This window comes from Photobacterium ganghwense, from assembly GCF_003025595.1.
GTDB lineage: Bacteria > Pseudomonadota > Gammaproteobacteria > Enterobacterales > Vibrionaceae > Photobacterium > Photobacterium ganghwense.
Genome location: NZ_PYMI01000003.1, coordinates 709968 through 733787, shown reverse-complemented (window position 1 = coordinate 733787; position 23820 = coordinate 709968). Strand labels below are relative to the sequence as shown.

General features: G+C 47.7%; 22 protein-coding genes. 7 read left to right on the top strand and 15 right to left on the bottom strand.

The genetic code is table 11. The features are described from left to right. Positions 1-17: 17 nt before the first annotated feature. From C9I92_RS13700 to C9I92_RS13690, 3 genes are all read left to right on the top strand, one after another. The gene (locus C9I92_RS13700; RefSeq protein WP_047885345.1) at positions 18-641 is read left to right on the top strand and encodes a thiol:disulfide interchange protein DsbA/DsbL; all 624 of its coding nucleotides are present in this window, start codon (positions 18-20) and stop codon (positions 639-641) included. Between the two features lie 666 nt (positions 642-1307). Then, positions 1308-3458: an adenosylcobalamin-dependent ribonucleoside-diphosphate reductase gene (locus C9I92_RS13695; protein WP_047885344.1), complete on the top strand. Its 2151-nt coding sequence runs from the start codon at positions 1308-1310 to the stop codon at positions 3456-3458. A gap of 18 nt (positions 3459-3476) precedes the next feature. Further along, the gene (locus C9I92_RS13690; protein WP_047885343.1) at positions 3477-4166 is read left to right on the top strand and encodes a TSCPD domain-containing protein; all 690 of its coding nucleotides are present in this window, start codon (positions 3477-3479) and stop codon (positions 4164-4166) included. A gap of 81 nt (positions 4167-4247) precedes the next feature. Here C9I92_RS13690 and C9I92_RS13685 read toward each other — a convergent pair whose 3' ends face one another. Beyond that, positions 4248-5045 (bottom strand): hypothetical protein, encoded by a 798-nt coding sequence (locus tag C9I92_RS13685; protein WP_047885342.1) that lies wholly within the window; start codon positions 5043-5045, stop codon positions 4248-4250. A gap of 769 nt (positions 5046-5814) precedes the next feature. Here C9I92_RS13685 and C9I92_RS13680 point away from each other — a divergent pair. Next, the gene (locus C9I92_RS13680) at positions 5815-7473 is read left to right on the top strand and encodes a putative transporter (protein ID WP_047885341.1); all 1659 of its coding nucleotides are present in this window, start codon (positions 5815-5817) and stop codon (positions 7471-7473) included. A 115-nt stretch (positions 7474-7588) separates the two neighbouring features. Here the strand turns inward: C9I92_RS13680 and C9I92_RS13675 are convergent, their stop codons facing one another. The 3 genes from C9I92_RS13675 to C9I92_RS13665 form a co-directional block, all read right to left on the bottom strand. Next, positions 7589-8335 carry a glucose 1-dehydrogenase gene (locus C9I92_RS13675; RefSeq protein ID WP_047885340.1) on the bottom strand — a complete coding sequence of 249 codons (747 nt, stop codon included), beginning with the start codon at positions 8333-8335 and terminating at the stop codon, positions 7589-7591. A 126-nt stretch (positions 8336-8461) separates the two neighbouring features. After that, the gene (locus C9I92_RS13670) at positions 8462-8713 is read right to left on the bottom strand and encodes a hypothetical protein (protein ID WP_047885339.1); all 252 of its coding nucleotides are present in this window, start codon (positions 8711-8713) and stop codon (positions 8462-8464) included. A 197-nt stretch (positions 8714-8910) separates the two neighbouring features. Beyond that, positions 8911-9453: a hypothetical protein gene (locus tag C9I92_RS13665; protein WP_053061822.1), complete on the bottom strand. Its 543-nt coding sequence runs from the start codon at positions 9451-9453 to the stop codon at positions 8911-8913. Positions 9454-10202: 749 nt separating this feature from the next. On the opposite strand from C9I92_RS13665, the gene C9I92_RS13660 reads away from it, so the two are divergent. After that, positions 10203-10838 (top strand): outer membrane beta-barrel protein, encoded by a 636-nt coding sequence (locus C9I92_RS13660; protein WP_047885337.1) that lies wholly within the window; start codon positions 10203-10205, stop codon positions 10836-10838. Positions 10839-10986: 148 nt separating this feature from the next. Here the strand turns inward: C9I92_RS13660 and C9I92_RS13655 are convergent, their stop codons facing one another. From C9I92_RS13655 to pcp, 8 genes are all read right to left on the bottom strand, one after another. Beyond that, on the bottom strand, positions 10987-12816 hold the full coding sequence (locus tag C9I92_RS13655) for a M3 family oligoendopeptidase (RefSeq protein ID WP_047885336.1): 1830 nt from the start codon (positions 12814-12816) through the stop codon (positions 10987-10989). Between the two features lie 39 nt (positions 12817-12855). Then, on the bottom strand, positions 12856-13644 hold the full coding sequence (gene btuD, locus C9I92_RS13650) for a vitamin B12 ABC transporter ATP-binding protein BtuD (RefSeq protein ID WP_169776028.1): 789 nt from the start codon (positions 13642-13644) through the stop codon (positions 12856-12858). Between the two features lie 13 nt (positions 13645-13657). Continuing rightward, positions 13658-14650, bottom strand: coding sequence for a vitamin B12 ABC transporter permease BtuC (gene btuC / locus C9I92_RS13645; RefSeq protein WP_047885335.1), 993 nt, complete (start codon positions 14648-14650; stop codon positions 13658-13660). Between the two features lie 143 nt (positions 14651-14793). Further along, a complete protein-coding gene (astE, locus tag C9I92_RS13640; protein ID WP_053061821.1) occupies positions 14794-15837 on the bottom strand; it encodes a succinylglutamate desuccinylase in 1044 nt (347 codons plus the stop codon). Between the two features lie 290 nt (positions 15838-16127). Next, positions 16128-16424, bottom strand: coding sequence for an integration host factor subunit alpha (ihfA, locus tag C9I92_RS13635; RefSeq protein ID WP_047885334.1), 297 nt, complete (start codon positions 16422-16424; stop codon positions 16128-16130). A 481-nt stretch (positions 16425-16905) separates the two neighbouring features. Continuing rightward, on the bottom strand, positions 16906-19293 hold the full coding sequence (gene pheT, locus C9I92_RS13630) for a phenylalanine--tRNA ligase subunit beta (protein ID WP_047885333.1): 2388 nt from the start codon (positions 19291-19293) through the stop codon (positions 16906-16908). Positions 19294-19311: 18 nt separating this feature from the next. Beyond that, positions 19312-20295: a phenylalanine--tRNA ligase subunit alpha gene (gene pheS, locus C9I92_RS13625; RefSeq protein WP_047885332.1), complete on the bottom strand. Its 984-nt coding sequence runs from the start codon at positions 20293-20295 to the stop codon at positions 19312-19314. A 195-nt stretch (positions 20296-20490) separates the two neighbouring features. Continuing rightward, on the bottom strand, positions 20491-21192 hold the full coding sequence (gene pcp, locus C9I92_RS13620; RefSeq protein ID WP_047885331.1) for a pyroglutamyl-peptidase I: 702 nt from the start codon (positions 21190-21192) through the stop codon (positions 20491-20493). A gap of 362 nt (positions 21193-21554) precedes the next feature. On the opposite strand from pcp, the gene C9I92_RS13615 reads away from it, so the two are divergent. Next, complete coding sequence (locus C9I92_RS13615; RefSeq protein WP_047885330.1) at positions 21555-21821, top strand: YiaA/YiaB family inner membrane protein; 267 nt, start codon at positions 21555-21557, stop codon at positions 21819-21821. An 11-nt stretch (positions 21822-21832) separates the two neighbouring features. Continuing rightward, on the top strand, positions 21833-22276 hold the full coding sequence (locus C9I92_RS13610) for a hypothetical protein (protein ID WP_047885329.1): 444 nt from the start codon (positions 21833-21835) through the stop codon (positions 22274-22276). 305 nt (positions 22277-22581) lie between these two features. Here the strand turns inward: C9I92_RS13610 and rplT are convergent, their stop codons facing one another. From rplT to infC, 3 genes are all read right to left on the bottom strand, one after another. Continuing rightward, complete coding sequence (rplT, locus tag C9I92_RS13605) at positions 22582-22935, bottom strand: 50S ribosomal protein L20 (protein ID WP_007469869.1); 354 nt, start codon at positions 22933-22935, stop codon at positions 22582-22584. Between the two features lie 39 nt (positions 22936-22974). After that, positions 22975-23169, bottom strand: coding sequence for a 50S ribosomal protein L35 (rpmI, locus tag C9I92_RS13600; RefSeq protein ID WP_047885328.1), 195 nt, complete (start codon positions 23167-23169; stop codon positions 22975-22977). Positions 23170-23265: 96 nt separating this feature from the next. Then, complete coding sequence (gene infC, locus C9I92_RS13595; RefSeq protein WP_084712557.1) at positions 23266-23817, bottom strand: translation initiation factor IF-3; 552 nt, start codon at positions 23815-23817, stop codon at positions 23266-23268. Positions 23818-23820: the final 3 nt, after the last annotated feature.

Below are 23820 nucleotides of genomic sequence, written 5' to 3'. Positions count from 1 at the left end.
CTGATTAATGGAAAACTATGAAAAAGCACCTTACTCTCATTGGTTTTATGACCGCCCTATTCATCGCGGTGGTTGGTTGCAGTGAGCAGAACATTCCGCAGGAAGGCGTGAAATACACCGTTGTCAAAACCCCAACACCCGATGCCGCCAGCGTGGTTGAAGTGTTTTCCCTGGGTTGCGGTCACTGCCGAAACATGGAGAAAATGCTACCGGACATTCAGAAACTGGCTGGCGTTAATATTGAACAAGTTCATGTCACGTTCAACCAGGGGGCACAAGTTGCTGCCTACATGTATTACACAGCGTTCATCCAGACTGACGGTAAGCCGAGCCCTGAACTGAAAGAAGATCTGTTCCGTTTTATTCAGGAAGACAGCACCGCGTTGAGTGAAGATGAACGCCAGACTGCGTTAAATGCCATTTTCGATAAATACAAGCTGCAAAGCCCGTTTCAGCTTTCAGAGTCTCAGCGTGAAGAAGTCTATCAGCACCTGACTCAGGCCAACCAACTGGAAGCCAACGCCGGCATTACCTCGGTGCCAACATTCCTGGTGAAAGGGAAATATCTGGTGCAAAACAGCGAGCATGAAAGCCTGGAAGATCTGGCGAATACCATTCGCTACCTGTCTGAAAAACAGTAACTCGCGTCAGAGTTACTCCGGGTTAGGTTCATTTCAGATAGTTTTCTGATCTCACCGAAACAGATAACCAGCGGTCCCATTACGGCCCAGTGACTTTCATATCTCTGGGCCGATATTCCTTCCCTGCTGTTACTCTTCTCGACTGATGTTGCTCTTCTCACTGCTGCGTTTATCTATGCTTGTTTTCGGTTATTTCACCTTTATCTGCCCCTTATCTTTCAAACCTCAATACTCGGGGGGACATTCTGCCTGCGGCATTCATTCAGAGACATACCGGGGTGTACACAAACGGCCTAACAGCAAACACATCAAGCACACCTGTTCAGTCCCGTTATGGCCTATACTCTCAACGACTTGTGAACGACTTGTGGCAATTTCTCTGCGATGCGCATTTTTCCATCTGATGTCGTTACAATACGTCACAATTTTTACGAGTTATATACAACGATTTAATCTAATAAATTCTGCTGTTTTAACGTTTAGTTACATTGCTTGATTATCACCCTGTCAAGACTTGAAGATCATCAGTGTAAGTGGTTTGATCTGCCGCTTGCCAAAATGGTCCACGCCGCGACACTGCTGCGTGAATCCCATATTAAACCGGTTGTTCATGCGGTTTGAGATGGGATGGCAAGACACTACGACAAACATTAAGGTGCATTCATAATGGCGAAAACCCCTACGGCTTCGACAGTCTCTCAGGCAATGGATATTGCGTACCAATCGACGTCAATGGAGATTTGGGACAGCAAATATCGTTTGAAATCAAAGCATGGAGATGCGATCGATGTCACGCTGGACGACACATTCAAACGTGTCGCGCGTGCGTTAGCCGATCTTGAAGAAAACAAGGTCAAGGAACACTGGTACAACGAATTCCTGTGGGCGTTACGTAACGGTGCGATTCCGGCGGGTCGTATCACTTCTAATGCCGGTGCATTCGAGCACAAACCGGCAACGTCAACGATTAACTGCACCGTGTCCGGTACCATCGAAGACTCGATGGACGACATTCTGAACAAAGTACACGAAGCAGGTCTGACCCTGAAGGCCGGTTGTGGTATTGGCTACGACTTCTCTACCCTGCGTCCGCGCGGTGCTTTCGTCTCGGGTGCTGGTGCCTATACGTCCGGCCCGCTGTCTTTCATGGATATCTATGACAAGATGTGTTTCACCGTGTCTTCTGCTGGCGGTCGTCGTGGCGCCCAGATGGGCACCATGGATATTCGTCATCCGGACATCATCGACTTCATTCGCGCCAAACGTGAAGACGGTCGTCTGCGTCAGTTCAACTTGTCGCTGCTGATCACCGAAGACTTCATTCAGGCAGTCAAAAACGATCAGGACTGGCAGTTAATCTTCCCGGTCACCGCGAAAGAGGCCAAGCAGGATAAACTTGATCTGCACAACGACGAAAATATTGTCTGGGCGGACTGGCCGACCAAAGAAAATCTGGTTGAAGATGAAGAAGGCCGTGTCGCGTGCAAGGTTTACCGCACCATGCCTGCACGTAACCTGTGGAATGTCATCATGACCTCCACTTACGACTATGCCGAACCGGGCTTTATCCTGATCGACAAAGTGAACCAGATGAACAACAACTGGTTCTGCGAAGAAATTAGAGCTACTAATCCATGTGGTGAACAGCCGCTGCCACCTTACGGCGCCTGTCTGCTGGGCTCGGTGAACCTGACCAAGTTTGTCCGTGAACCTTTTACTGATAATGCGCATTTTGACTGGGATACTTATCGTCGTGTCGTGGCGATTTTTACCCGCATGCTGGACAACGTCGTTGAAATTAACCAGCTGCCGCTGGAAAAACAGCGTCACGAAATCAACCATAAGCGCCGCCACGGTATGGGTTTCCTGGGACTGGGCTCAACCCTGACCATGCTGAAACACAAATACGGCAGTGCTGCCTCTGTCGCCTTCACCGAACAGGTCGCGCAGGAAATGGCCCTGACCGGCTGGAAAGAAGCATTAAGCCTAGCGAAAGAGAAAGGCCCGGCACCGGTAATGGACGAAGAGTTCGAAGTCACCGCTAAGATGATGCGTCTGCGCCCTGAAATGGCGAAAGACGGCATTAACGTCGGTGATAAAGTCAAAGGTAAGGTACTGCACGCCAAATACAGCCGTTACATGCAGCAGGTCGCTGAAGTCGAGCCGCAACTGGTCGAAGAACTGGCGAAAAACGGTGCACGCTTTACCCATCACAGCTCAATTGCGCCAACCGGTACTATCTCGCTGTCTCTGGCAAACAACGCCAGTAACGGCATTGAGCCAAGCTTTGCGCATCACTACACCCGTAATGTCATCGTGCCGGGTAAGAAGTCGAAAGAAAGCGTAGATGTGTACAGCTTCGAACTGCTGGCTTACCGCCAGTTGATCAACAAAAAAGCCATGCCGTACACCACAGAAGAAGAATTCCAATTACCAGACTACTTCATCACGGCTGATGACATTACCCCAAGCCAGCACGTTGAAGTGCAGGCAGCGGCGCAGCGCTGGATTGACTCTTCGATTTCTAAAACCGCTAACGTCCCGACCGATTTCCCGTTCGAAGACTTTAAAGACATCTACATGGATGCCTACGATAAAGGTCTGAAAGGCTGTACAACGTTCCGTTTCAACCCGGAAGTCTTCCAGGGCGTTCTGGTTAAAGAGAAAGATCTGGAAAACACGACCTACGTGTTTACGCTGGAAGACGGCACCACCTTTGAAGCCAAAGGTAACGAGCAAATCGAATATGATGGCGAGATTCACAGCGCCGCAAACCTATACGATGCCCTGAAAGAAGGCTACTACGGTAAGTTTTAAGAGACAGGTTCAGAGAAAATGACCAGAAAAATTGACGGTAAAATCGTTGCCTTCAAAGTAAAGAGCCAGGAGCAGGAAGCGCCACAAGCCGCTGCCCCAGCTCAGCCTGCAGTAGAAGTTGAGCACATGCATGAAGACATGCAACGTCCTGAGAAGCTGTTGGGTACGACTTACAAACTGAAAACCCCGGAACACATTTCAGAGCACTCACTGTTTATCACGATCAATGACGTGGTTCTCAATGAAGGTACCGAGCACGAAGTTCGCCGCCCGTTCGAAGTGTTCATCAATTCTAAGAGCCTGGAGCACTTCCAGTGGATTGTGGCACTAACACGTATTATGTCAGCAGTGTTCCGTAAAGGTGGCGACTGTACTTTCCTGGTGGAAGAGCTGCGCTCAGTCTTCGACCCACGCGGTGGCTACTGGAACAAAGGAAAATACGTACCGTCTCTGATTGCTGAAATCGGCAATGTGATTGAGCAGCACCTGACAGAAATCGGCATGCTGGGCAAACCAGAAGTCGACGAGCACCAGCAGGCGTTTCTGGAAGCCAAAAAAGCAGAACTGGAAGGCAAAACAGAAGAAGTAGAGGAAAGTGGTAATTTTCCGCCAAGCGCAACCCTGTGTTACAAATGCCATAACAAGTCAGTCATCGTCAAAGACGGTTGCCAGACCTGCCTGAACTGTGGTGATTCCAAGTGCGGCTGAGTTAAACCAGACCGCCAAACGTAATAATAAAAAGCTGCCTTTGGGCAGCTTTTTATTTAGGTGATGCCATTTTGGAAAATATTATTGCTCAAAAACAGTTCCGACATGCGTCTGATAAGCTAACACGTGAAAATATATCTTTTCATCCATAAGGTTTACTGGCTTGATAGTTGTGTCCTTACCAAACGTGTTAAATTCGACAACGCACTTGCTATAACTCTCCTTGAGTTCTGAAATACGCTTTCCAAATAACGTCAACGCTGGAATCTCAAAGGGTGCGGTCAACTCTTGGTAATAACTGGTAGCTGGGAAAAAGAGCTCGCTATTGCCATCTGCAGCCGTACAAGTCATATATCTCACGTCGATGTCATAAACAAAGTCGCTATTATTGTTCCAATGAATGGAAAGGTTGTCCGTCGTTTGATCAGAGGAAACCCATACCCCATCAACAAGCTTAGGCAGCCTGTCAACAATCCCCTGCGCAACAACCGTATCATTTCGCCACCAATAAACCTCATAGCTGCTGGCATCGCTAGGTAATTCGTCATATGTATCGGCAGTCGCTGGGCTATGATGAACTGTTGGCTTATAAACCTGCCCCTGTGCATGGATTTCCAATTTATCGGGGGCGTGTAAATAAACCTCAACGCCATTCATATGAGCAAAATCTGACTTAGCTGTTAATTTATATTGTTCACCCACTTCCAACCAAACGTTTAACGTAAGGTCATCTAAGTTATGTGCGCATGACATCTCTGGTATATTTCCACACCGCTCTTGAACCACAGTCGTGGGTGTATCGTTATTGGAGCCGCCGCCACCTCCACCGCATGCAGTCAATACAACCAATGACAATAGCGAAATCAAAGACTTCTTCATTCCAGTAATTCCATTTAACCCTATGAAAATATGGGCTAATTATACTTACTGCTATTTACATCAGCTGAGTTATTAATATGAAGTGACTCGCATTACTGACACTAACAAACTTACCTGCAATGATGATAAGCGTGAGTCGCCTTCTCAGAACCAACTGTTAAGAGCTAACAGCAGTATGGAAATTATTCCGGCTCTGGCCATCGACAGCCTGCGCAACCTGATAAGCGAGTTCGACTCCCTCCCGTCATGGCATAACAAACAAAAATAACCGCAATAATTACAAGGCAATAACATCTTGTTTTCATGCGAAGGAAATAACCGCTCAAGTGCACAGTTTTCCTCTTTGCCCCTTAACACCTGATTTTCACAGGGGTATTTTGGTTTTCAGACAACAGGTTAAGCCCGATACAGATATACTGCATTGATAACGTTCTCACACTTTGCGTTCTCAATGTTGTATGACGAATGTTTTGGCTCCACCAGCCGTAGACACAACTCCCTAACCACTTCTCCCGTTAGCGGAACGGGATCAGTTCTTACCGAGTTTTACCGCCTACCCCTGGCGCTCCAAGCTACTCCTCTCGGGTACAACCCACCGCAACAGGACGAGCGTATTTCGCAAGGGATAATTTAGCCAAACGACAACACCCACACTGCCGTGAGCAACTGGCCTGAACATTATCAGATAAGGTGCATCCAGAGTATGCACCCGCCCTTCCTCGTCCTGTTATTGGTGAAAAAGGATTTTCATAAATCAGGAGGCTCTCTTATGAGTGACATTGCACTTTCAATCAGCATTCTTGCGCTGGTGGCAGTGCTGGGGCTATGGTTCGGAAACCTGCGCATCTGCGGGGTCGGACTGGGGATCGGCGGAGTGCTGTTTGGTGGCATTCTGGTCGGGCACTTCACCGATACCTGGGACATAGCACTGGACACCCACACCCTGCACTTCATCCAGGAATTTGGCTTAATCCTGTTTGTCTATACCATCGGGATACAAGTAGGACCCGGCTTTTTTTCTTCGTTACGCAGCTCCGGCCTGAAGCTCAACGCGTTTGCGGCCTTGATTGTGCTGCTCGGGTGCTTGGTCACCATTGCCTTGTATCTTATTTTTGATGTCCCATTGCCGGTAATACTCGGCGTGTTCTCCGGTGCTGTCACCAATACCCCGTCACTGGGGGCTGGACAGCAGATTCTGACAGAACTGGGGGCGCAGGAAAGCATGCTTGATATGACAGGGATGGGCTATGCCGTCGCCTACCCGTTCGGGATCTGCGGAATCCTGCTGACCATGTGGGTGCTGCGGTTGATCTTCAGAGTCAACATAGACCAGGAAGCAGATCAGTTCGAAGAAACAAACGGCCACAAGAAATCCAGCCTGCATACTCTGAACATTGCGGTCAAAAACCCAAACCTGAACGGTTTGATGCTTCAGGAGGTTCCGGCATTAACTGAAGGTGATATTGTCTGCTCACGGCTGAAACGTGATGAATCCCTCCACATTCCAAAGCCCGATACGCGCATAGCGGTCAACGATCTGCTCCATCTGGTCGGGGAAAAACAAGCGCTCGAAAAAGCCCGCCTTGTCATCGGCGAAGAAGTGGATACCTCGTTGTCTACACGGGGAACCGAACTTCGTGTCCAGCGTCTGGTTGTGACAAATGAGATTGTGTTAGGCAAAAAAATCCGCGACTTGGATTTGAAAGAGAAATACGACGTGGTCGTATCCCGGTTAAACCGTGCCGGGGTCGAACTGGTGCCAACCAGCCAATCGACTTTGCAATTTGGTGACATTCTGAATCTGGTTGGCCGCCAGGAAGCGATTGAAGCAGTTAGCGGTATTGTCGGGAATGCCCACCAGAAGCTCCAACAGGTTCAAATGCTACCCGTGTTTGTTGGCATAGGCCTTGGCGTGTTACTGGGTTCTATTCCCTTCTATCTGCCAGGTTTTCCAGCAGCAATCAAACTTGGGTTGGCAGGTGGTCCGCTCATTGTGGCCCTGATTCTGGCTCGAGTTGGCAGCATCGGTAAGCTCTACTGGTTCATGCCACCAAGTGCCAACCTGGCACTACGTGAAATCGGAATCGTGCTGTTTCTGGCTGTAGTCGGGCTGAAATCCGGCGGCGGATTTATCGACACGCTCATTAATGGCGATGGTCTGAGTTGGATGGGCTACGGCATACTCATCACCTTTTTGCCGCTAATGGCTGTCGGGGTGATTGCCAGAATGTTTGGCGGACTGAACTACCTGACAATTTGCGGCATGCTTGCGGGCTCGATGACGGATCCACCGGCACTGGCTTTTGCAAACAGCCTGCACAGCAGCAGTGGTGCCTCGGCGCTCTCCTATGCCACCGTTTATCCTCTTGTAATGTGTTTGCGTATCCTCTCTCCGCAACTCCTTGCCCTGCTACTTTGGGCACTTTGAAATGTTGCCAGGCCACTTCTCCGGCCTGGCCTTTTTTAACGGCTAACGGCTTAAACTTTACTCTGTCTTGATGCTTTCACGTTACGTGCCTGCCAGTGAAATTGGCCGCAGCCCGTTACCGGCCACCAGCAAGGTCAATAAACGTGCCCGTAACGTAAGACGCTTCATCGGATAACAGCCAGGCAATCGCTTCAGCCACCTCCTCCGGAGTACCTCCACGTTTCATCGGGATCATCGGACTCAGGCGTTCCACTCGTCCCGGTTCCCCGCCATCAGCATGCATCTCCGTATAAATACATCCTGGACGCACACTGTTAACCCGTATTCCCTCACTGGCCACTTCCAGCGACAATCCTTTGGTGAGAGCATCCATCGCCCCTTTCGACGCGGCGTAATCTATGTACTCAAACGGCGCACCTAATCTTGACGCCGCAGAGGACACATTCACGATCGAGCCACTGACCAATCGCCCTTTTTGCATCCGTTTAACGGCTTCACGACAACAAAGAAAACAACTGGTTACGTTCGTTGTCATTACCTGATTGAATCGTTCAACATCGATATCGACTAATCGAGATTGAGTGAATAAAATACCGGCATTGTTGACCAAATGAGTCACCGGCCCCAGCGCCCGCTCTGACTCATCAAACAGGCGAATCACATCCTGCTCATTGGCAACATTGGCCTGCACCGCTATCGCCTTACCACCGGCCTTAGCAATTTCTTCCACGACATCATTTGCATGTTCAGCTTTATCACGATAGTTAACACAGACTGAATAACCTTTTCGCGCCAGTAATTTTGCTGTTGCCGCCCCAATTCCTCGACTGCTGCCAGTAATAATGACTACTTTCTCACTCATAAATCGTCCTTGTTTTCGATGATAAAAAGGGAATACAAAAGTCTGTAAGCAGAATAACATCTATTTAATAAGATCTTCTATTTTTCAATGCTTTATAAGCAGTTTTACATTTTTACATCCCGACCATTAACCATGCACAGGTTTCTCTCGGGTCGACAAACCATTGTCATGCAAACATTGAGTGACTTGTGTCATTAACTCACTTGCTTTGTTGATATAGCCCGCTGACGCCTTCGAACCAAATTGTGATTCATATCGCCCGACGGAAATCGCCATACCCATGTACTCAGACACTAACTGGATATTCTCATCATATCGACAGTGGTGTTTAACGGCGATGACCTGCTCTGGTGAGGCAGGTTCTCCGGTGTTTAACATATATTCATATTCTTTTTACTCTCTGTGGCGTACCCAGTCAGCAGAATCATGGTTACAGCCAATATCAAACGCATTTGTACTTTTCCTGTTCTGTATTCAGATATTATCAATCGCGATTGATGATCAAAAATAAAGGCATATGATAATGCTCATATGCCTTTTAACGTCATCTGAAAATTGCGAACTATTTCTAACGCTTAGTTTGTTTGAATCAAACCAGAAAACGCAGGATTATTCACTGCAGTCTTGATGAGATCCTGTACTGCCGGCGTCAGGGCATCCGCTGTGGCATTACAAGCAGTAATGGCATCAAAACCACTTTTGAACGTATATTTATTGCTCACAGACATCGAGTTACCGTTTGACGAATTTAATACCACTCCAATATCCCAATACCCATTTGTCAGACCAGATGTTGATGAAAATTCAATATTGGTGATTTCACCCGTTATTTGGGTGCCATCAGTTGAATAAATATTTGCCATCTTGAATTCATCATTGATTGCTTTGGTGATAAATGCTGGAATGGTTAAACCATCAGCAGGCTCAATAGGCCCCATCAGGCGGCAGTTCGCGCTAAAATTCGACGTTTGTGTAAGCTCTGTAACACGAGCTTTAGCACCATCAAAAGTTTTAAGTTTTTGAATATTATCAACAGACGTTGAGTAACGTGGAGGCTGCATTGTAGAACACGCCGTCAGCGCCAAAGTGCAGACAGTTACAACAGCCATTTTTTTCATCGACATTTCTTTATCCTATATGAGTTTTAACTATTTTATATCAGTATCAGCTAATTAATTTATTGCTCATCCAATACCAGAAAGCATTATTTTTAAGTTATTAGCCTGAATTATGAGGAGGTATTAAATCGCTATAGAAACAACATTGAAAGCATAAAATTGAGTCACAAGCCACTAAATGACTGTCTTATGAGCTTATTCACATTTTCAAAATTTGGCCAATGCGATGTTAAGATCTAATTTTTAAATTATGAATCTAACTCATTCAATTTATTACATTAAGGCATCACTTTAAACAATAAATTCTTATAGGGAATTAGTCGAACACAATGTTTGCAATGCTTATGATGAATATTATTAATACACTGCTTTATCCATTTTTCATCATTAAAATCTGCGATACTCCAACCACACCTCAGACCAAGTAATGAAAACTTACATATAACAGGTACTCTTAGACGAAGACGAAGACGAAGACGAAGACGATAGTAAGTTAGACTATAGCCCCTAATAATGCGCTTCAAAATTAGCAGTCTGAGATTTACTTCCTATCTCCGAAACCACCTCGATATGCCACATAAATCATACATAAGAGCAAAAATTAGCCACTTAATAAAACAATGGTCAAAATTTTATTGCACACTATTTTATTTATGATTACTATCCTGCCAACAACATCAACGGTGAAATGCAAACATCAATTAAACACCGTTCACTATTGAATGAATATAGAAAAATAAGGTAAAAAAATGAAAAAGGTTATGCTTCTTCCGCTTGCTGCACTTCTGACAACCACTTTTGCCGCTCAGGCTGACAATGGTAACCTGACCCAGAACTTCAACTACATTTCTGGTGGTCTGTCTCACAGTGAGTTAAACGAAGATATCCACACTTCTGTAAATTTCAACGATTCTACAGACAGCATGACAGGTCTTTATCTGCGTGGTAGCTGGAACTTTACGGGTAATGTGTTTGTTGAAACGCGTGGTGAAGCACTGGTAAAAGATGACCTGACCGTTTCTCAGGGCCTGCTGGGTCTAGGTTACTACTTCCCGATTAACAATGATCTGACTGTGTACGGTCTGGCTGGTCTGTCAACAATCACTGTTGATTACGACGTGAACTATTTTGGCCACTCAGTTAATGTCAGCAACGATGACAGCGGCTTTACCGGTGAAGTGGGTGCACGTTACCAGGTAATGAATAACTGGACAGTAGAGCCTGCAGTACGCTTTGCCAACTATGATGAATCAATGACTGAACTGCGTCTGGGTAACAACTTCAAAGTATCTGAGCACATGAGCCTGGAAGCCAACCTGGCTCACCGCGACTTTGACGTGTTGAAAGAAACGAACTTCCAACTGGGTGCACGCTACAGCTTCTGATCACGTCGGTAAGACAATCAAAAAAGCAACAACATGTACTTAGCAACAGCCCGGGTAACTCCCGGGCTGTTTTTCTTTCTGCTAGTCTGAGTTTACACAAAACATCAGAAACGAAAATAGAGAATGAAGAACGCTAAAAGGCTGACTGTTATTTACTCTCTGTCTGATAAGCTGCCAGTAACCTTTCGAACTCGTCGATCTGTTTCGCTACCATATCCACACTCTGCTGCCAGAATTCTGGCTGGCGAATGTCCATGCCCAAGTGTTTTTCAACTACCTCTTCAGCCATCATAGAGCCGGTATCACGCAGTAAGGCTTTGTAGTCTTCATAGAAATGTTCACCTTTCGCAGCACGTTGCGCATAAACACCTTTACTGAACAAATAGCCGAACAGGTATGGGTAATTGTAGAAACTGATGTCAGCGATACTGAAATGGAGCTTGCTGGCCCAGAACATCTCACTGGTTTCGTCCATTGCATTGCCATACCAGTCACGCCAGGTCTCAGACATTAACGCCTTGAGCTGATCCGGAGTGAACTCCCCTGCCGAACGCTGATCATAAAACGCTTTTTCGAATTCGTAACGCACCGGGATATTAATAAGCAGGGCCAATGCCGACTGGGCTTCTTCCCATAGCATCAACAGCTTGTCCTGATCGCTCTGGGCTTTATCCATTAATGCATCGCGAACCACGTTTTCAGCAAAGATCGATGCGGTTTCAGCCAGCGTCATTGGATATTGCGTTTTTTGCAACGGCATATCACGCATCACCCAGTTATGGAAAGCATGGCCAAGTTCATGTGCCAGTGTCAGCACATCGGACATACTTCCACCCCAGGTCATAAACACCAGCGGCGTACGGGTATCGGCAAGTTTGGTACAGTAAGCCCCCAAGCGCTTGTTTGGCTGTGGCGCGGCATCAATCAGCTTGTTTTCGACCATCATATCGACAAACTCGCCCATTTCCGGATTCACTCCAGCAAAGGCTTCACGAATAATGTCGATACCTTGCTCAAAACTGTATGTCTGACCGTCATTCGAGGCCGTAGTTTCTGTCGGCGACTCTGCCGACAGCAATGCCGGCATAGAGGCAAGCTCATCCCAGGGCTTCAGTTTCTCAGTCCCAAACAGACGCGCCATCAGCAAACCGGCTTTCTGCCCGATTGGGCGGCTGTCTTTTGCTACATTCATCATAGAATCCAGCGTCTGTTTCTGGATGCAGCTAAGATGCAAGCTTGGATCAAGAAAATGTACCTGCTCGGTATGACTGCGTTTGTCATACTCAGTCAGACGCGCACCGGCCAGGGCATTCAGAATCGCCGCAAAACTTTCCTGATGAACCGTCATCGCTTCTGAAATCGCGCGCCAGGCTGGTTCACGACGCAGGCTGTCTCCGCCATACAAAAGGCTGGCCGCCTGTGACAGCCCCATGGTTTCTTTTTTGCCATGAGGCAAAGTCAGGGTAACCGACAAACTGCCGGTGATGTTGTCATACAACCTTCCCCACGCTTCACGTCCGTCCTGATCCAGAGCTGTCATCAACTGCTCTTCTGCGATGGACAGCTGACGATTTTTCAGCATACGGGCACATTCCAGTCTGAAACGCCATTCCTCGATGCCGTAGGTTGTCATCAGCAGGTTGAAGTCACTGTCTTCAAGATTAACGATTGCCTGGTTATACGGTGTGATGGCCTGCTCTAGTTGTGACAGCAGCTTGTTGACCTTACCCATCACTTTCTTGGCAGCAACATCAGATGCATCCACAGAGAGCAGGCAGTTCACATATGTAGACAAGGTATGAATTCGCAGCTTGACACTGGCCAGAAGTTTTAGGGCACCAGCCAGCCCTTCCGGCGTCCCGGTTTCAAATTTTACCAGTTCAGGCAATTTTTCTTCCGCGAAGGCCAGATCCTGTTGGATCTTCGGATCATCCAGATCACGATAAGCAATGGAAAGATCCCAGCTCGGTATTGTCATTTTTCCTCCTTGACGATCCGGGTAACACCCGGAACCCTATTAATCATTAAACAGCAGACAGGCGCGCCCATCATGCTCTATACGCTGAATACGGGTCGCAAACACCTGCTCCAGCATCTCAACCGTCATAACTTCTTTGGGCTGCCCCTTGGCAACACAGGAACCGTTGTTCAGTAGCAACACTTTGTCAGCTTCGCGCAGAGTACGATTTAAATCATGATTGGCCATCACCACAGCTATGCCCATGTTGGCCACTTTACGGATCAATTTGTACATCACCGCTTCCTGGCCGATATCCAGCGCTGCCGCCGGCTCATCCAGCAACAGAAGCCGAGCATCCGGATTGAGATCCGGCCACACCTGAAGACACGCCGCCGCCAGCCTTACCCGTTGCCACTCGCCGCCTGAAAGCTGCTGAATACTTCGGTTCAGTTTGTCTCTGATTTTCAGCGCGGTACAAATTTCGTTAACAGCCGCTTGCGCATGCTCTTCATCAACCTGCCCAATCGCCGAGAGAGAAAGTGACAGATAGTGATACACCGCCACAGCAAAAGCGGGCCGGTCCTGTTGAGAAAGATAGCTCCTGTTCCGGGCCAGTGTGGCCAAATCAAACTGCACTAGTGCTTTCCCGGAGAACTGAATCTCTCCCTGGTAATCAACCAGCCCCGATAGCATGGCAATGGCGGTACTTTTACCGCTGCCGTTCGGCCCAATTAAATGCACAATTTCCCCGGCTTTCACGTCAAAAGAAACCGGAAGTAAACGATGTGGCATAGCCAGATTGTGCGCCTGAATCACCACAGATGCATGTGTTTGAGATAACGTCATCAAGCTTATTCCATCAATCTAGCTGAGATCGGAGCAACATCCAGATAAACAATGGCGCACCGAGCGTTGTAATCACCACCCCCACTGGCAACTCGGCTGCCGGAAGCAGCACTCTGGCCAAAGTATCTGCCAGTGCCAGTAACAAAGCGCCAAACAAAGCCGAGAGCGGCAACAGAAAGCGATTTTCCGCCCCCAGTGCGAGCCGGAGCAGATGCGGCACCACTAACCCGATAAACCCAATAATGCCCCCAAGGGCAACGGAAGCGCCGACTAACAGGGATACAATCAGAATCAGACGCCAGCGAAATGCCGCGACATCCAGCCCCAGTTGTCTGGCCTGGTTTTCGCCCAGCATCAGTAAATCCAGCTTTTTGCCCTGCAAGCAGAGCCAGACAAGAACAGGCATCATCGCGACCAGCAGCACCAGTTGCGGCCAGCTCACACCGGCGACACTTCCCATCAGCCAGTACATCAGCATGCGTAAATTCAGATCATCACTGAAGTAGAAAGCCCAGGTCACCATAGCACCGGATAAAATCCCAAGTGCAACACCGATCAGTAATAGCCGTGCCGTTGACACTTTGCGTCGCTGAGACAACCCGACCAGAATAAGCGTAAAACAGAACGCACCAACCATTGCCGCTGCCATCATGATCAATGGCGTCGGTGCGAGTGGCAGAGCAAATAGGACGACAACCAAAGCCAGGCTGGCACCACCGGAAATGCCTAATACGCCGGGTTCTGCCAGCGGATTCCCCAGTAATACCTGCAACACAGCTCCAGAGGCCGCCAGAGAGGCACCAATCGCCAATGCCGCCAACAAACGGGGAAAACGTAATTGTGTCAGTAACTGCTGTTCCAGCAGACCGTCAGGTGACCACGGCCAGATAAAAATTTCACCGACCGCAAGGGAAAAAAAGCAGGCCGCCAGTAGCAAGACGCCTGCTATCAAGATTGCCAGTCGCCATCTGGACTCGTGGCGAACTCTTAGTTCATTCAGTAGCATCAGGAGTACACAATAATGAGGTTTAAACCAAACTGACCAGCCAGTTTGGTATTACCATACTCGCTCAGTCAGGAAATGGAAAGCAACCCTCACTAGCCCAATGATTATTCAGACAAAAGTGACTCCGATTTAATCAATCCGACTTACTTCACGGTGATTTGCTCACCCAGATTCACCTCTGTTTTACGCACCAGCAGACAAGCTCGCTGACCCAGAGCAACATTGGCATTCGGAAAGACAACGGCTTCTCCGCCTTCTAACGCGAAGTATTCAACCCCTTCGTCACTGCCAAGCAGCTTACCTTGATCGAAAAAGGTGAAGTTAGCCTGATCATTCGGGAAGTTCAGCTTAAACTCATCGGTCTGTTTAACCAGGGTCCGAGTGACCTTATAAATACTTAGCAGATCACCCTGCCAGTGGTATTCAACTTGCGGTACGGTCACCAGCTCCAGCATTGCCTGATCAAAAGCGGCCAGACGCTCCAGGTCATTTTCACCAAACTTCGCCACTTTCCCCAATTCTACCGTCAGTGCTTGAGCAGAAAATTTCTCCGCGCTGAACCAGCTAAACGTCGAAGACGAGCTGCTTGACAGCAGTACCGCTTCTAACTCAGCACGCTGCATAAATGAAAACAGGGCTTTGCTGCGGGTAGGATTTTCCGTAAATGGACTAACGGCAAAAGTATAGTGCTCTGAATCGCGAATCGCACAGTGTAGATCCAGATGCCAACGTGAAGCCTGTTGGCGATCAGGGTGAGAATAGAAATTAATAACCGCTTGCTGCAATTCGTTTGCACGCAGGCAATCAGGATTTTCTGTTGGATTTTCGGTATTGAACAGTCGGTTCATGTTTTCGACCACAAACCGCTTGTGCAGATTGATCGCCTCAGGATGGCCAATAATCAGCAATAAACGGTGGGCAGGTACCAGACCATCAACCAGAATTCGTCGTGCCAGTTGCTGAACCAATTCAATCGGGCTGGTTTCATCACCGTGAACCCCTGAAGACAGCACGATATCTTTTGTATCTTCAGCGAGGTCCGGCGGGGTGATTTGCAAAATCCCTCGCCCAAGAAGCTCACATTTTACACCGCTGGCGGTATGCCACTTTCCTGTTTTTACTGACAGCTCCATATTCAGGCTTGCTGCCAGAAAGTCTCCGCTTTTCACCAGCTTTAACATTCCCATTGAACTTCTCCCTGTTAATCAGTATTTCTCAATCGGGATGCCGACATTTTAGCGCTCTCCCCTTGTAAATCAAACCGCAGAAAAACATATATTTAACATCAACATCACACATCTGATGCGTTTTAAGTAAATTTAATCAGAAAAAGCGCTGTAATTGGAGGTAGGCTAAGAATTTTTCGCTAACCTGAAGTGGAAATGTGGAACGAACAAGTGAAGCAAATAACAGGCAAAGAAAAACCCAGGTAAGTTCTACACACCTTACCTGGGTTCTTATCATCCGGTCCCGCGTTTTACTCTTTGATTTCGATATTTTCTACGCGAGCTTTCAGTTTTTGACCTGGTCGGAAAGTCACAACCCGGCGGGCAGAAATCGGAATATCTTCACCCGTTTTTGGATTCCTTCCAGGACGCTCATTTTTGTCACGAAGGTCAAAGTTACCAAAACCTGATAATTTAACTTGTTCGCCACACTCAAGCGCCTTTCTGATCTCTTCGAAGAAGACTTCCACCGTATCCTTGGCGTCCCGTTTGCTTAATCCAACATTCTCAAACAGGTTCTCAGCCAAATCGGCTTTTGTGAGCGCCATAGATAATTCCCTCAAGACTATGTTGAATGGATCGCAGCTATAACAAGGGCTATACCTGCAGCGTATTAGTCCAGTAAGACCCTGTGCGTCAGAAAACTGGAGGACGTTTTCGACACTGGATATCCTAGCTAGAGACAAGTTTATGCCAACTTCCTGATTTCCGCCAACTTTTTTAAGTGAACTTGCTGTCAAATTATTGATTTTTGCATGTGCCAAACCGTCAAAAACATGCATCAGGTTGTGCTTTAGATGAATGGATAGCAATAACATTTGCTGCAAAGTTGATAATTTACAAAATATCCAACTATCAATTTATGGACATATAGGAATAACCGCTAACTATCAAAAAGTTAGATAAATTAGAGTTAGATCAAAAAAAGCAGCCCCGAAGGACTGCTCTTGATAAAACAATTACTTAAAACATCATGAAGGCTGGTTGTTAATCGATCGATGAACACCCCTTCGCGATGCTGGATTTGCATTAATCGCGCAGGCTGGCACCAAATTGCTCAGACAGTGCTGTAACAATCTTCTCAACCGCTGCGGCAATATCGGCTTCTTCCAGGGTACGTTCTGCTGACTGCAGTGTCAGAGCAATTGCCAGGCTCTTCTGACCTTCTTCAATGCCCTTACCGCGATAAACGTCAAACAGGTTAACGTCTTTCAGCAGCTCACCACCGTTAGCATTGCATGCCTCAAGAATGTCACCAGCTGCAATGTCTTCATTTACAACAACCGCGATATCACGACGGTTAGATGGGAACTTAGACAAAGCTACAGCTTCCGGAATCACACGAGAGTCGATGGCTGACCATTCGATTTCGAACACGATCGTACGGCCATTCAGACCAAACTTGCGCTCCAGTTCAGGGTGAACAGTACCGATCACACCCACTTCTTTACCGTCAACGATGATGGCAGCAGACTGACCTGGGTGCAGTGCAGGATGTTTAGCCGCCTTGAAGCTGTATGCTTTCTCGTTAGAAGTTAGTTCCAGAATGGCTTCCAGGTCGCCCTTCAGATCGAAGAAATCAACGGTGTTCGTCGCGATATCCCAGTGTTCTTCACTGCGAGTACCTGCGATAACACCTGCCAGCATCGGCTCCTGACGCATGCCATTTTCAGCAGACTCACAAGGAATGAAACGCAGACCGTATTCGAACAGGCGAACACGCGGCTGTTGACGTTTCTGGTTGTGAACTACGGTATTCAGCAGCCCTTGAAGCAGACCAAGACGCATTGCTGACATTTCTGCCGAAATCGGGTTTGGCAGTACCAGCGGCTCAACATCCGGTACGATCAGCTTTTGCTGCTCAGGCTCGACAAAACTGTAAGTGATCGCTTCGTGGTAACCACGATCAACCAGCAGATGACGAACACGTTTCAGAGGCAGGTTGGCTTCCTGGTGATCGTGCATCTTCAGTGCAGCAGCCGGAGACTGATTCGGAATATTGTTGTAACCGTAGATACGGCCAACTTCTTCAATCAGATCCTGCTCAATCGCAATGTCAAAACGCCAGGTTGGCGCAATCGCAGACCAACCTTCTTCGGTTGTCGCAACAGCCATACCCAGACGCTCAAGGATTTCAACCACATCTGCATCAGCAATGTGGTGACCCAGCAGGCTGTCCAGTTTTGCACGGCGCAGTGATACAGTATTTGCCTTTGGCAGGTCTGCGTCAGATTCAACCGCGACCACAGGGGCCACTTCGCCGCCACAAATCTCAACCAACAGCTGAGTGGCTCGCTCCATCGCGCTGTGCTGCAGTGCGTAATCCACACCACGCTCAAAACGCATAGAAGAATCAGTGTGCAGACCGTAGCTACGCGCACGACCACGGATATGGTCAGGTGCAAAGAATGCACACTCAAGCAGCACATCTTTTGTTTCGCCAGTAACACCAGACGCTTCGCCACCAAAAATACCGGCGATTGCCAGTGCTTTGTTGTGGTCTGCGACAACCAGTGTATCGGCGTTCAATTCTGCTTCTGTACCGTCCAGCAGAGTCAGCTTCTCGCCTTGCTCAGCCATACGAACGACGATGCCACCTTCGATCTTCGCCAGATCAAATGCGTGCATTGGTTGACCTTGCTCCAGAAGCACGTAGTTAGTGATGTCTACAACAGGGTCAATTGAGCGAATACCACAACGACGCAGTTTTTCTTGCATCCATAGTGGTGTTTCCGCCTGAACATTTACGTTCTTGATGATACGGCCCAGGTAACGAGGACACGCTGCTGGCGCTTTCACGTCAATCGAGACGGTGTCATCGATAGAAGGCGCAACTGCATCAGCTTGAGGCTCAGTCACGTCTGCACGGTTCAGTACGCCCACTTCACGCGCCATGCCACGAATGCTGAAACAGTCAGCGCGGTTAGCCGTCAGGTCAACGTCAACAGTTACGTCATCCAGACCCAGGAACGCACGGAAGTCAGTACCTATTACTGCGTCTTCTGCCAGCTCCATGATGCCATCAGACTCAACGTCAATACCCAGTTCAGTGAATGAACACAGCATGCCGTGAGAAGGCTGGCCACGCAGCTTCGCTTTTTTGATTTTGAAATCACCCGGCAGTACTGCGCCAACAGTCGCTACAGCCACTTTCAGGCCCTGACGACAGTTTGCCGCACCACAAACGATGTCCAGAAGCTCTTCTTCGCCCACGTCAACTTTCGTTACACGCAGTTTGTCAGCATCCGGGTGCTGGCCACATTCAACAACGTGACCCACTTTTACGCCAGTGAAAGAGCCGGCAACAGGCAGCACGTCGTCTACCTCAAGGCCAGCCATAGTAATTTGGTGAGTCAGTTCGTCAGTAGTAATCGCAGGATTTACCCACTCACGAAGCCATGATTCGCTGAATTTCATTGTGTCTAAACCTCTGGATTACTTGAACTGTTTCAGGAAACGAAGGTCGTTCTCGAAGAACGCGCGCAGATCGTTTACACCATAACGAAGCATGGTCAGACGCTCTACACCCATACCGAATGCAAAACCAGAGTATTTCTCAGGATCAATGCCTACGCTGCGCAGTACGTTCGGATGAACCATACCGCAGCCCAGAACCTCAAGCCACTTACCATTTTTACCTTTCACGTCTACTTCTGCAGAAGGCTCTGTGAACGGGAAGTATGACGGACGGAAACGGACTTCCACTTCTTCCTCGAAGAAGTTACACAGGAAGTCATGCAGAATGCCTTTCAGCTGTGCGAAATTTACATTCTCGTCTACCAGCATACCTTCTACCTGATGGAACATTGGGGTATGAGTCTGGTCGTAGTCGTTACGGTATACACGGCCCGGTGCGATGAAACGAAATGGTGGCTTACCATTTTCCATCGTACGAATCTGAACCCCTGAAGTGTGAGTACGAAGCATCAGATCTGGGTTAAAGAAGAAGGTATCGTGATCCGTACGTGCAGGGTGATCTGCGGCAATATTCAGCGCATCAAAGTTGTGGAAAGCATCTTCAATTTCAGGGCCAGACTCCACATTGAAGCCAAGTTCACCAAAGAATTGCTCGATACGTTCAACCGTACGGGTAACCGGGTGCAGACCACCGTTTTCGATGCGGCGACCAGGCAGAGTCACATCAACCATTTCTGCGGCCAGTTTCGCTTCCAGCTCGGCACTTTGCAGTGCGTCTTTACGCGCTGCAATAGCCTGCTGTACAGCACCTTTCGCTTTGTTGATTTCCTGACCTGCTGAGCGACGCTCTTCCGGTGGAAGTTTGCCCAGGCTCTGAAGTTGAAGAGTCAGTTCGCCCTTCTTGCCCAGATATTGGACGCGGACTTCGTCCAGAGCGACTAATGATTCAGCCTGCTCAATAGCTGCCGTTGCGTTGGCAATAATCTCGTCTAGATGTTGCATCGTTTCCTCATCCACCTACAGGTGGCGTCCTTTAGGGAGATATAAATTCGCGTAACGATACATACTAAAGAAACATGCGTCTAAATCCAAATCCAATCGCACTAAAAGCGTGGGATTGGGCGAAAAAAATCGTCTTTAGCCCATTGATCCCGCGATTGTTATTGGGTGTCCTATTAAAGGCTCATTTCACCGGCATTAATGAAGATTTCCCCCTTGTGACCGGATGTCGTCACCTGTCACCGCAGCACAGACAATTGCGGCGCAGATTCCCTCCGTCATCTGCGTCAGCGTCAGTGAAGGTTTGTGACCATCACCCATGGTCTGCTCCGGCAAAAAAGGGACATGTACAAAGTCGGCCCGAATGTGCAGATCGCTCTGTTCTGAACGCGATAGGTTACGGTTGAATTGAGCCAGGTAGTGCATGACGCCATAAAACAGGTGGTTACATACAAAAGTGCCGGCGCTGTAAGAAATCTCAGCCGGGACACCTACCCCATTCACCGCCTGCACCATGGCTTTAACGGGCATAGTTGTAAAATAGGCGGCCGGTCCATCTGTCACCACAGGTTCATCAACTGGCTGGTTACCGGCATTGTCTTCAATACGAAAATCATCAAGATTAATAGCCACTTTTTCGAAGCTAATGGCTGGACGCCCCCCGGCCTGCCCCAGCATGATCACCATATCCGGCAGATACTTTTCGATAGCAACAATACATTGCTCAATTGCACTGCGACGTACCACAGGCAGCTTTTGGGTAACAAGAACCACGCCAGCCTGATGCAGCCTGGACTGCGCTTCCGGTTGGGCTAACTGCTCAAGAATCAATGCTGATGGATTAAGTGCTTCTCCGCCAAAAGGTTCAAAACCTGTCACCAGCACCTTTCTCTTCGTCATGTTGTCTGCCTCTGTCACTGTGGATAATCGTTCGCTTGCCACCCTCACATCCTTTTAAACCTGATTCGATCATGCAGGCATCATAATCAGACGCAAAGTTTGTCGAAAATCCAATGACATAAAACCGTGAGTCTCATCGCATGATCTCAATCCAATCGTTCTGTTTAAACATTTTATTAAAAACAATGTTGCATTAACCGAAATATACCACTAAATTAAAAACACTGTTCGATTGATGAGTTATGTATTCCAACTCTCTTAACTATTCGTTTTGTTTCAATGTGATAACCGAATGACTATGAGGCTGTAAGTCTTGGTATCACTCACCAGACCCTAAAAGTTAATGCATAAGGAGCAATACAATGAATACACAAGAAAAATACTGGTTAATTTATGCCAAAGCGACATTTCTGATTGCCGTTGTGGCGATGGTCATCAGCATCATCAAATTACCCGGCGACCTGCTGATTAAAGGTTACTACAGTATCTGCAGCCTTTTCCTGGTCAGTGCGACCATTACGCTGAGTAAAGCGGTACGTGATCAGGTTGAGTCAAAACGATTAATGAACAAACTTGAAGAAGCCAAAACCGCGCAACTGTTAAACGATTTGGATGAAAGCCGACTATAACTTTGTTTGTGATGAACACGCATTTATATTCCCTTATAAAACAACAGCGGCAGCTTCGGCTGCTGCTGCGCCAACTCAACCGCCAAAAGCAACAGCTTGAAGGAAAACAAGCTCAAGTGGCCCAAGACATTTTTAGCCGCGAGTCCGCTATTGAATCTGCCTTGGAGCCAGCTCCCCAAACAAATACAAGTTCAACCAGCTTCATCAAGATGATTGAACAAACAATGACAGCTAAACATCGCCTTGCTCGGTTAAGAGGCAGAGAAAAAGCGTTGCTAAAACAGATAACCAAGACAGAAACCCAATTAAAGACAACGCACGATCTCATTAAATTAGGTTGCCTACAGCAACGTCGTACCATCCCAACGGCTCAGAGCTCTCTGACACTGGTTCTGGAAACTAAGCTTGAATGCTGCCTATTACAGAATGCGGCGCTACTAGCGCGTTTTATGTAAGTTCTATCTATCAGTTTTTTATCAGTAAAGGGAGTGCGTGATGAATGACTGAATACAGTCCGCAGCAAAACGGTAAGGATACAAGCGGCCTGCTTTACCGGCTTATCAGAGCGATGCGTAGAAGTTTAGACCGACGCGTAAAAACATCGGGTAAAAAGAAGAGATGAAACTCAGGGGGAGCGGAACTGCTCAGGGAAAACACAGCAGAGATAACTGAATGCTTAATGCTGCTCTGCCAGTTGTACAAAGCACAAAAGAAAAAAGGAGAGCCGAAGCTCTCCTTTCCTCATCAAAACTGACTGAAATTACAGTGCAGCTTTCGCTTTTTCAACTAGAACAGTGAAAGTCGCTTTGTCGAATACAGCGATGTCAGCAAGGATCTTACGATCGATCTCGATAGATGCTTTCTTAAGACCATTGATGAAGCGGCTGTAAGACATACCGTTCTGACGAGCTGCAGCGTTGATACGTGCGATCCACAGTTGACGGAAAGTACGTTTCTTGTTGCGACGGTCACGGTAAGCGTACTGACCAGCTTTAGTAACTGCTTGGAAAGCTACGCGGTAAACACGTGAACGTGCACCGTAGTAACCTTTAGCTTGTTTAAGAACTTTTTTGTGACGTGCACGTGCTTGTACACCACGTTTTACGCGAGGCATAGGAGACTCCTAACTAAATAAATTTATAACTAAAAACGATTAAGCGAACGGAAGCATACGTGCAACTGCTGCCACTTCACATGCAGGAAGGATAGCGTTTGGACGAAGCTGACGCTTGTTCTTAGTAGTACGTTTAGTCAGGATGTGACGTTTAGTCGCGTGCTTGTACTTAAAACCACCAGCAGTTTTCTTGAAACGCTTAGCAGCACCTTTGTTGGATTTCATCTTAGGCATGATGAGACTCCGCATTGTTGATTGTTAATAACATAGTAATCAGGCGAACAAAAAGCGCTGCGGTTAAGCAGCGCCTTTGCTACTTGAATGCCGTAATTACTTCTTCTTAGGGGCAAGCATCATCGTCATTTGACGACCTTCAACCTTATTCGGGAAGCTCTCAACAACCGCTAGGTCGCCAAGGTCATCCTTAATTCGGTTAAGAAGCTCGATACCAAGACTCTGGTGGGCCATTTCACGACCGCGGAAACGCAGTGTGACCTTACCCTTGTTGCCCTCTTCCAAAAAGCGAGTCAGGTTGCGCAGTTTTACCTGATAATCGCCTTCGTCTGTACCAGGACGGAATTTAACTTCCTTAACCTGGATTTGTTTTTGCTTTTTCTTTTGCTCTTTAGCAGCCTTGCTCTTTTCGAACAGGTACTTGCCATAGTCCATCACACGACAGACAGGTGGCTCGGCATTAGGGCTGATTTCAACCAGATCCACACCTGCTTCATGAGCAGTAGTAATTGCTTCTTCGATGGAAACAACACCAATTGATTCGCCATCGAGACCAGTAAGACGAACTTCACGTACGCCACGGATTTCGCCGTTGATACGGTGTGGGTTTTGCTTTACTGGTGCTTGTGTTCTTCTTCCGCCTTTAATACC

Excerpts from the sequence above, each read along its gene's own strand:
- C9I92_RS13700 (WP_047885345.1), top strand. The coding sequence starts at position 18 with ATGAAAAAGCACCTTACTCTCATTGGTTTTATGACCGCCCTATTCATC.
- C9I92_RS13695 (WP_047885344.1), top strand. The coding sequence starts at position 1,308 with ATGGCGAAAACCCCTACGGCTTCGACAGTCTCTCAGGCAATGGATATT.
- C9I92_RS13690 (WP_047885343.1), top strand. The coding sequence starts at position 3,477 with ATGACCAGAAAAATTGACGGTAAAATCGTTGCCTTCAAAGTAAAGAGC.
- C9I92_RS13685 (WP_047885342.1), bottom strand. The coding sequence starts at position 5,045 with ATGAAGAAGTCTTTGATTTCGCTATTGTCATTGGTTGTATTGACTGCA.
- C9I92_RS13680 (WP_047885341.1), top strand. The coding sequence starts at position 5,815 with ATGAGTGACATTGCACTTTCAATCAGCATTCTTGCGCTGGTGGCAGTG.
- C9I92_RS13675 (WP_047885340.1), bottom strand. The coding sequence starts at position 8,335 with ATGAGTGAGAAAGTAGTCATTATTACTGGCAGCAGTCGAGGAATTGGG.
- C9I92_RS13670 (WP_047885339.1), bottom strand. The coding sequence starts at position 8,713 with ATGTTAAACACCGGAGAACCTGCCTCACCAGAGCAGGTCATCGCCGTT.
- C9I92_RS13665 (WP_053061822.1), bottom strand. The coding sequence starts at position 9,453 with ATGAAAAAAATGGCTGTTGTAACTGTCTGCACTTTGGCGCTGACGGCG.
- C9I92_RS13660 (WP_047885337.1), top strand. The coding sequence starts at position 10,203 with ATGAAAAAGGTTATGCTTCTTCCGCTTGCTGCACTTCTGACAACCACT.
- C9I92_RS13655 (WP_047885336.1), bottom strand. The coding sequence starts at position 12,816 with ATGACAATACCGAGCTGGGATCTTTCCATTGCTTATCGTGATCTGGAT.
- btuD (WP_169776028.1), bottom strand. The coding sequence starts at position 13,644 with ATGACGTTATCTCAAACACATGCATCTGTGGTGATTCAGGCGCACAAT.
- btuC (WP_047885335.1), bottom strand. The coding sequence starts at position 14,650 with ATGCTACTGAATGAACTAAGAGTTCGCCACGAGTCCAGATGGCGACTG.
- astE (WP_053061821.1), bottom strand. The coding sequence starts at position 15,837 with ATGGGAATGTTAAAGCTGGTGAAAAGCGGAGACTTTCTGGCAGCAAGC.
- ihfA (WP_047885334.1), bottom strand. The coding sequence starts at position 16,424 with ATGGCGCTCACAAAAGCCGATTTGGCTGAGAACCTGTTTGAGAATGTT.
- pheT (WP_047885333.1), bottom strand. The coding sequence starts at position 19,293 with ATGAAATTCAGCGAATCATGGCTTCGTGAGTGGGTAAATCCTGCGATT.
- pheS (WP_047885332.1), bottom strand. The coding sequence starts at position 20,295 with ATGCAACATCTAGACGAGATTATTGCCAACGCAACGGCAGCTATTGAG.
- pcp (WP_047885331.1), bottom strand. The coding sequence starts at position 21,192 with ATGACGAAGAGAAAGGTGCTGGTGACAGGTTTTGAACCTTTTGGCGGA.
- C9I92_RS13615 (WP_047885330.1), top strand. The coding sequence starts at position 21,555 with ATGAATACACAAGAAAAATACTGGTTAATTTATGCCAAAGCGACATTT.
- C9I92_RS13610 (WP_047885329.1), top strand. The coding sequence starts at position 21,833 with ATGAACACGCATTTATATTCCCTTATAAAACAACAGCGGCAGCTTCGG.
- rplT (WP_007469869.1), bottom strand. The coding sequence starts at position 22,935 with ATGCCTCGCGTAAAACGTGGTGTACAAGCACGTGCACGTCACAAAAAA.
- rpmI (WP_047885328.1), bottom strand. The coding sequence starts at position 23,169 with ATGCCTAAGATGAAATCCAACAAAGGTGCTGCTAAGCGTTTCAAGAAA.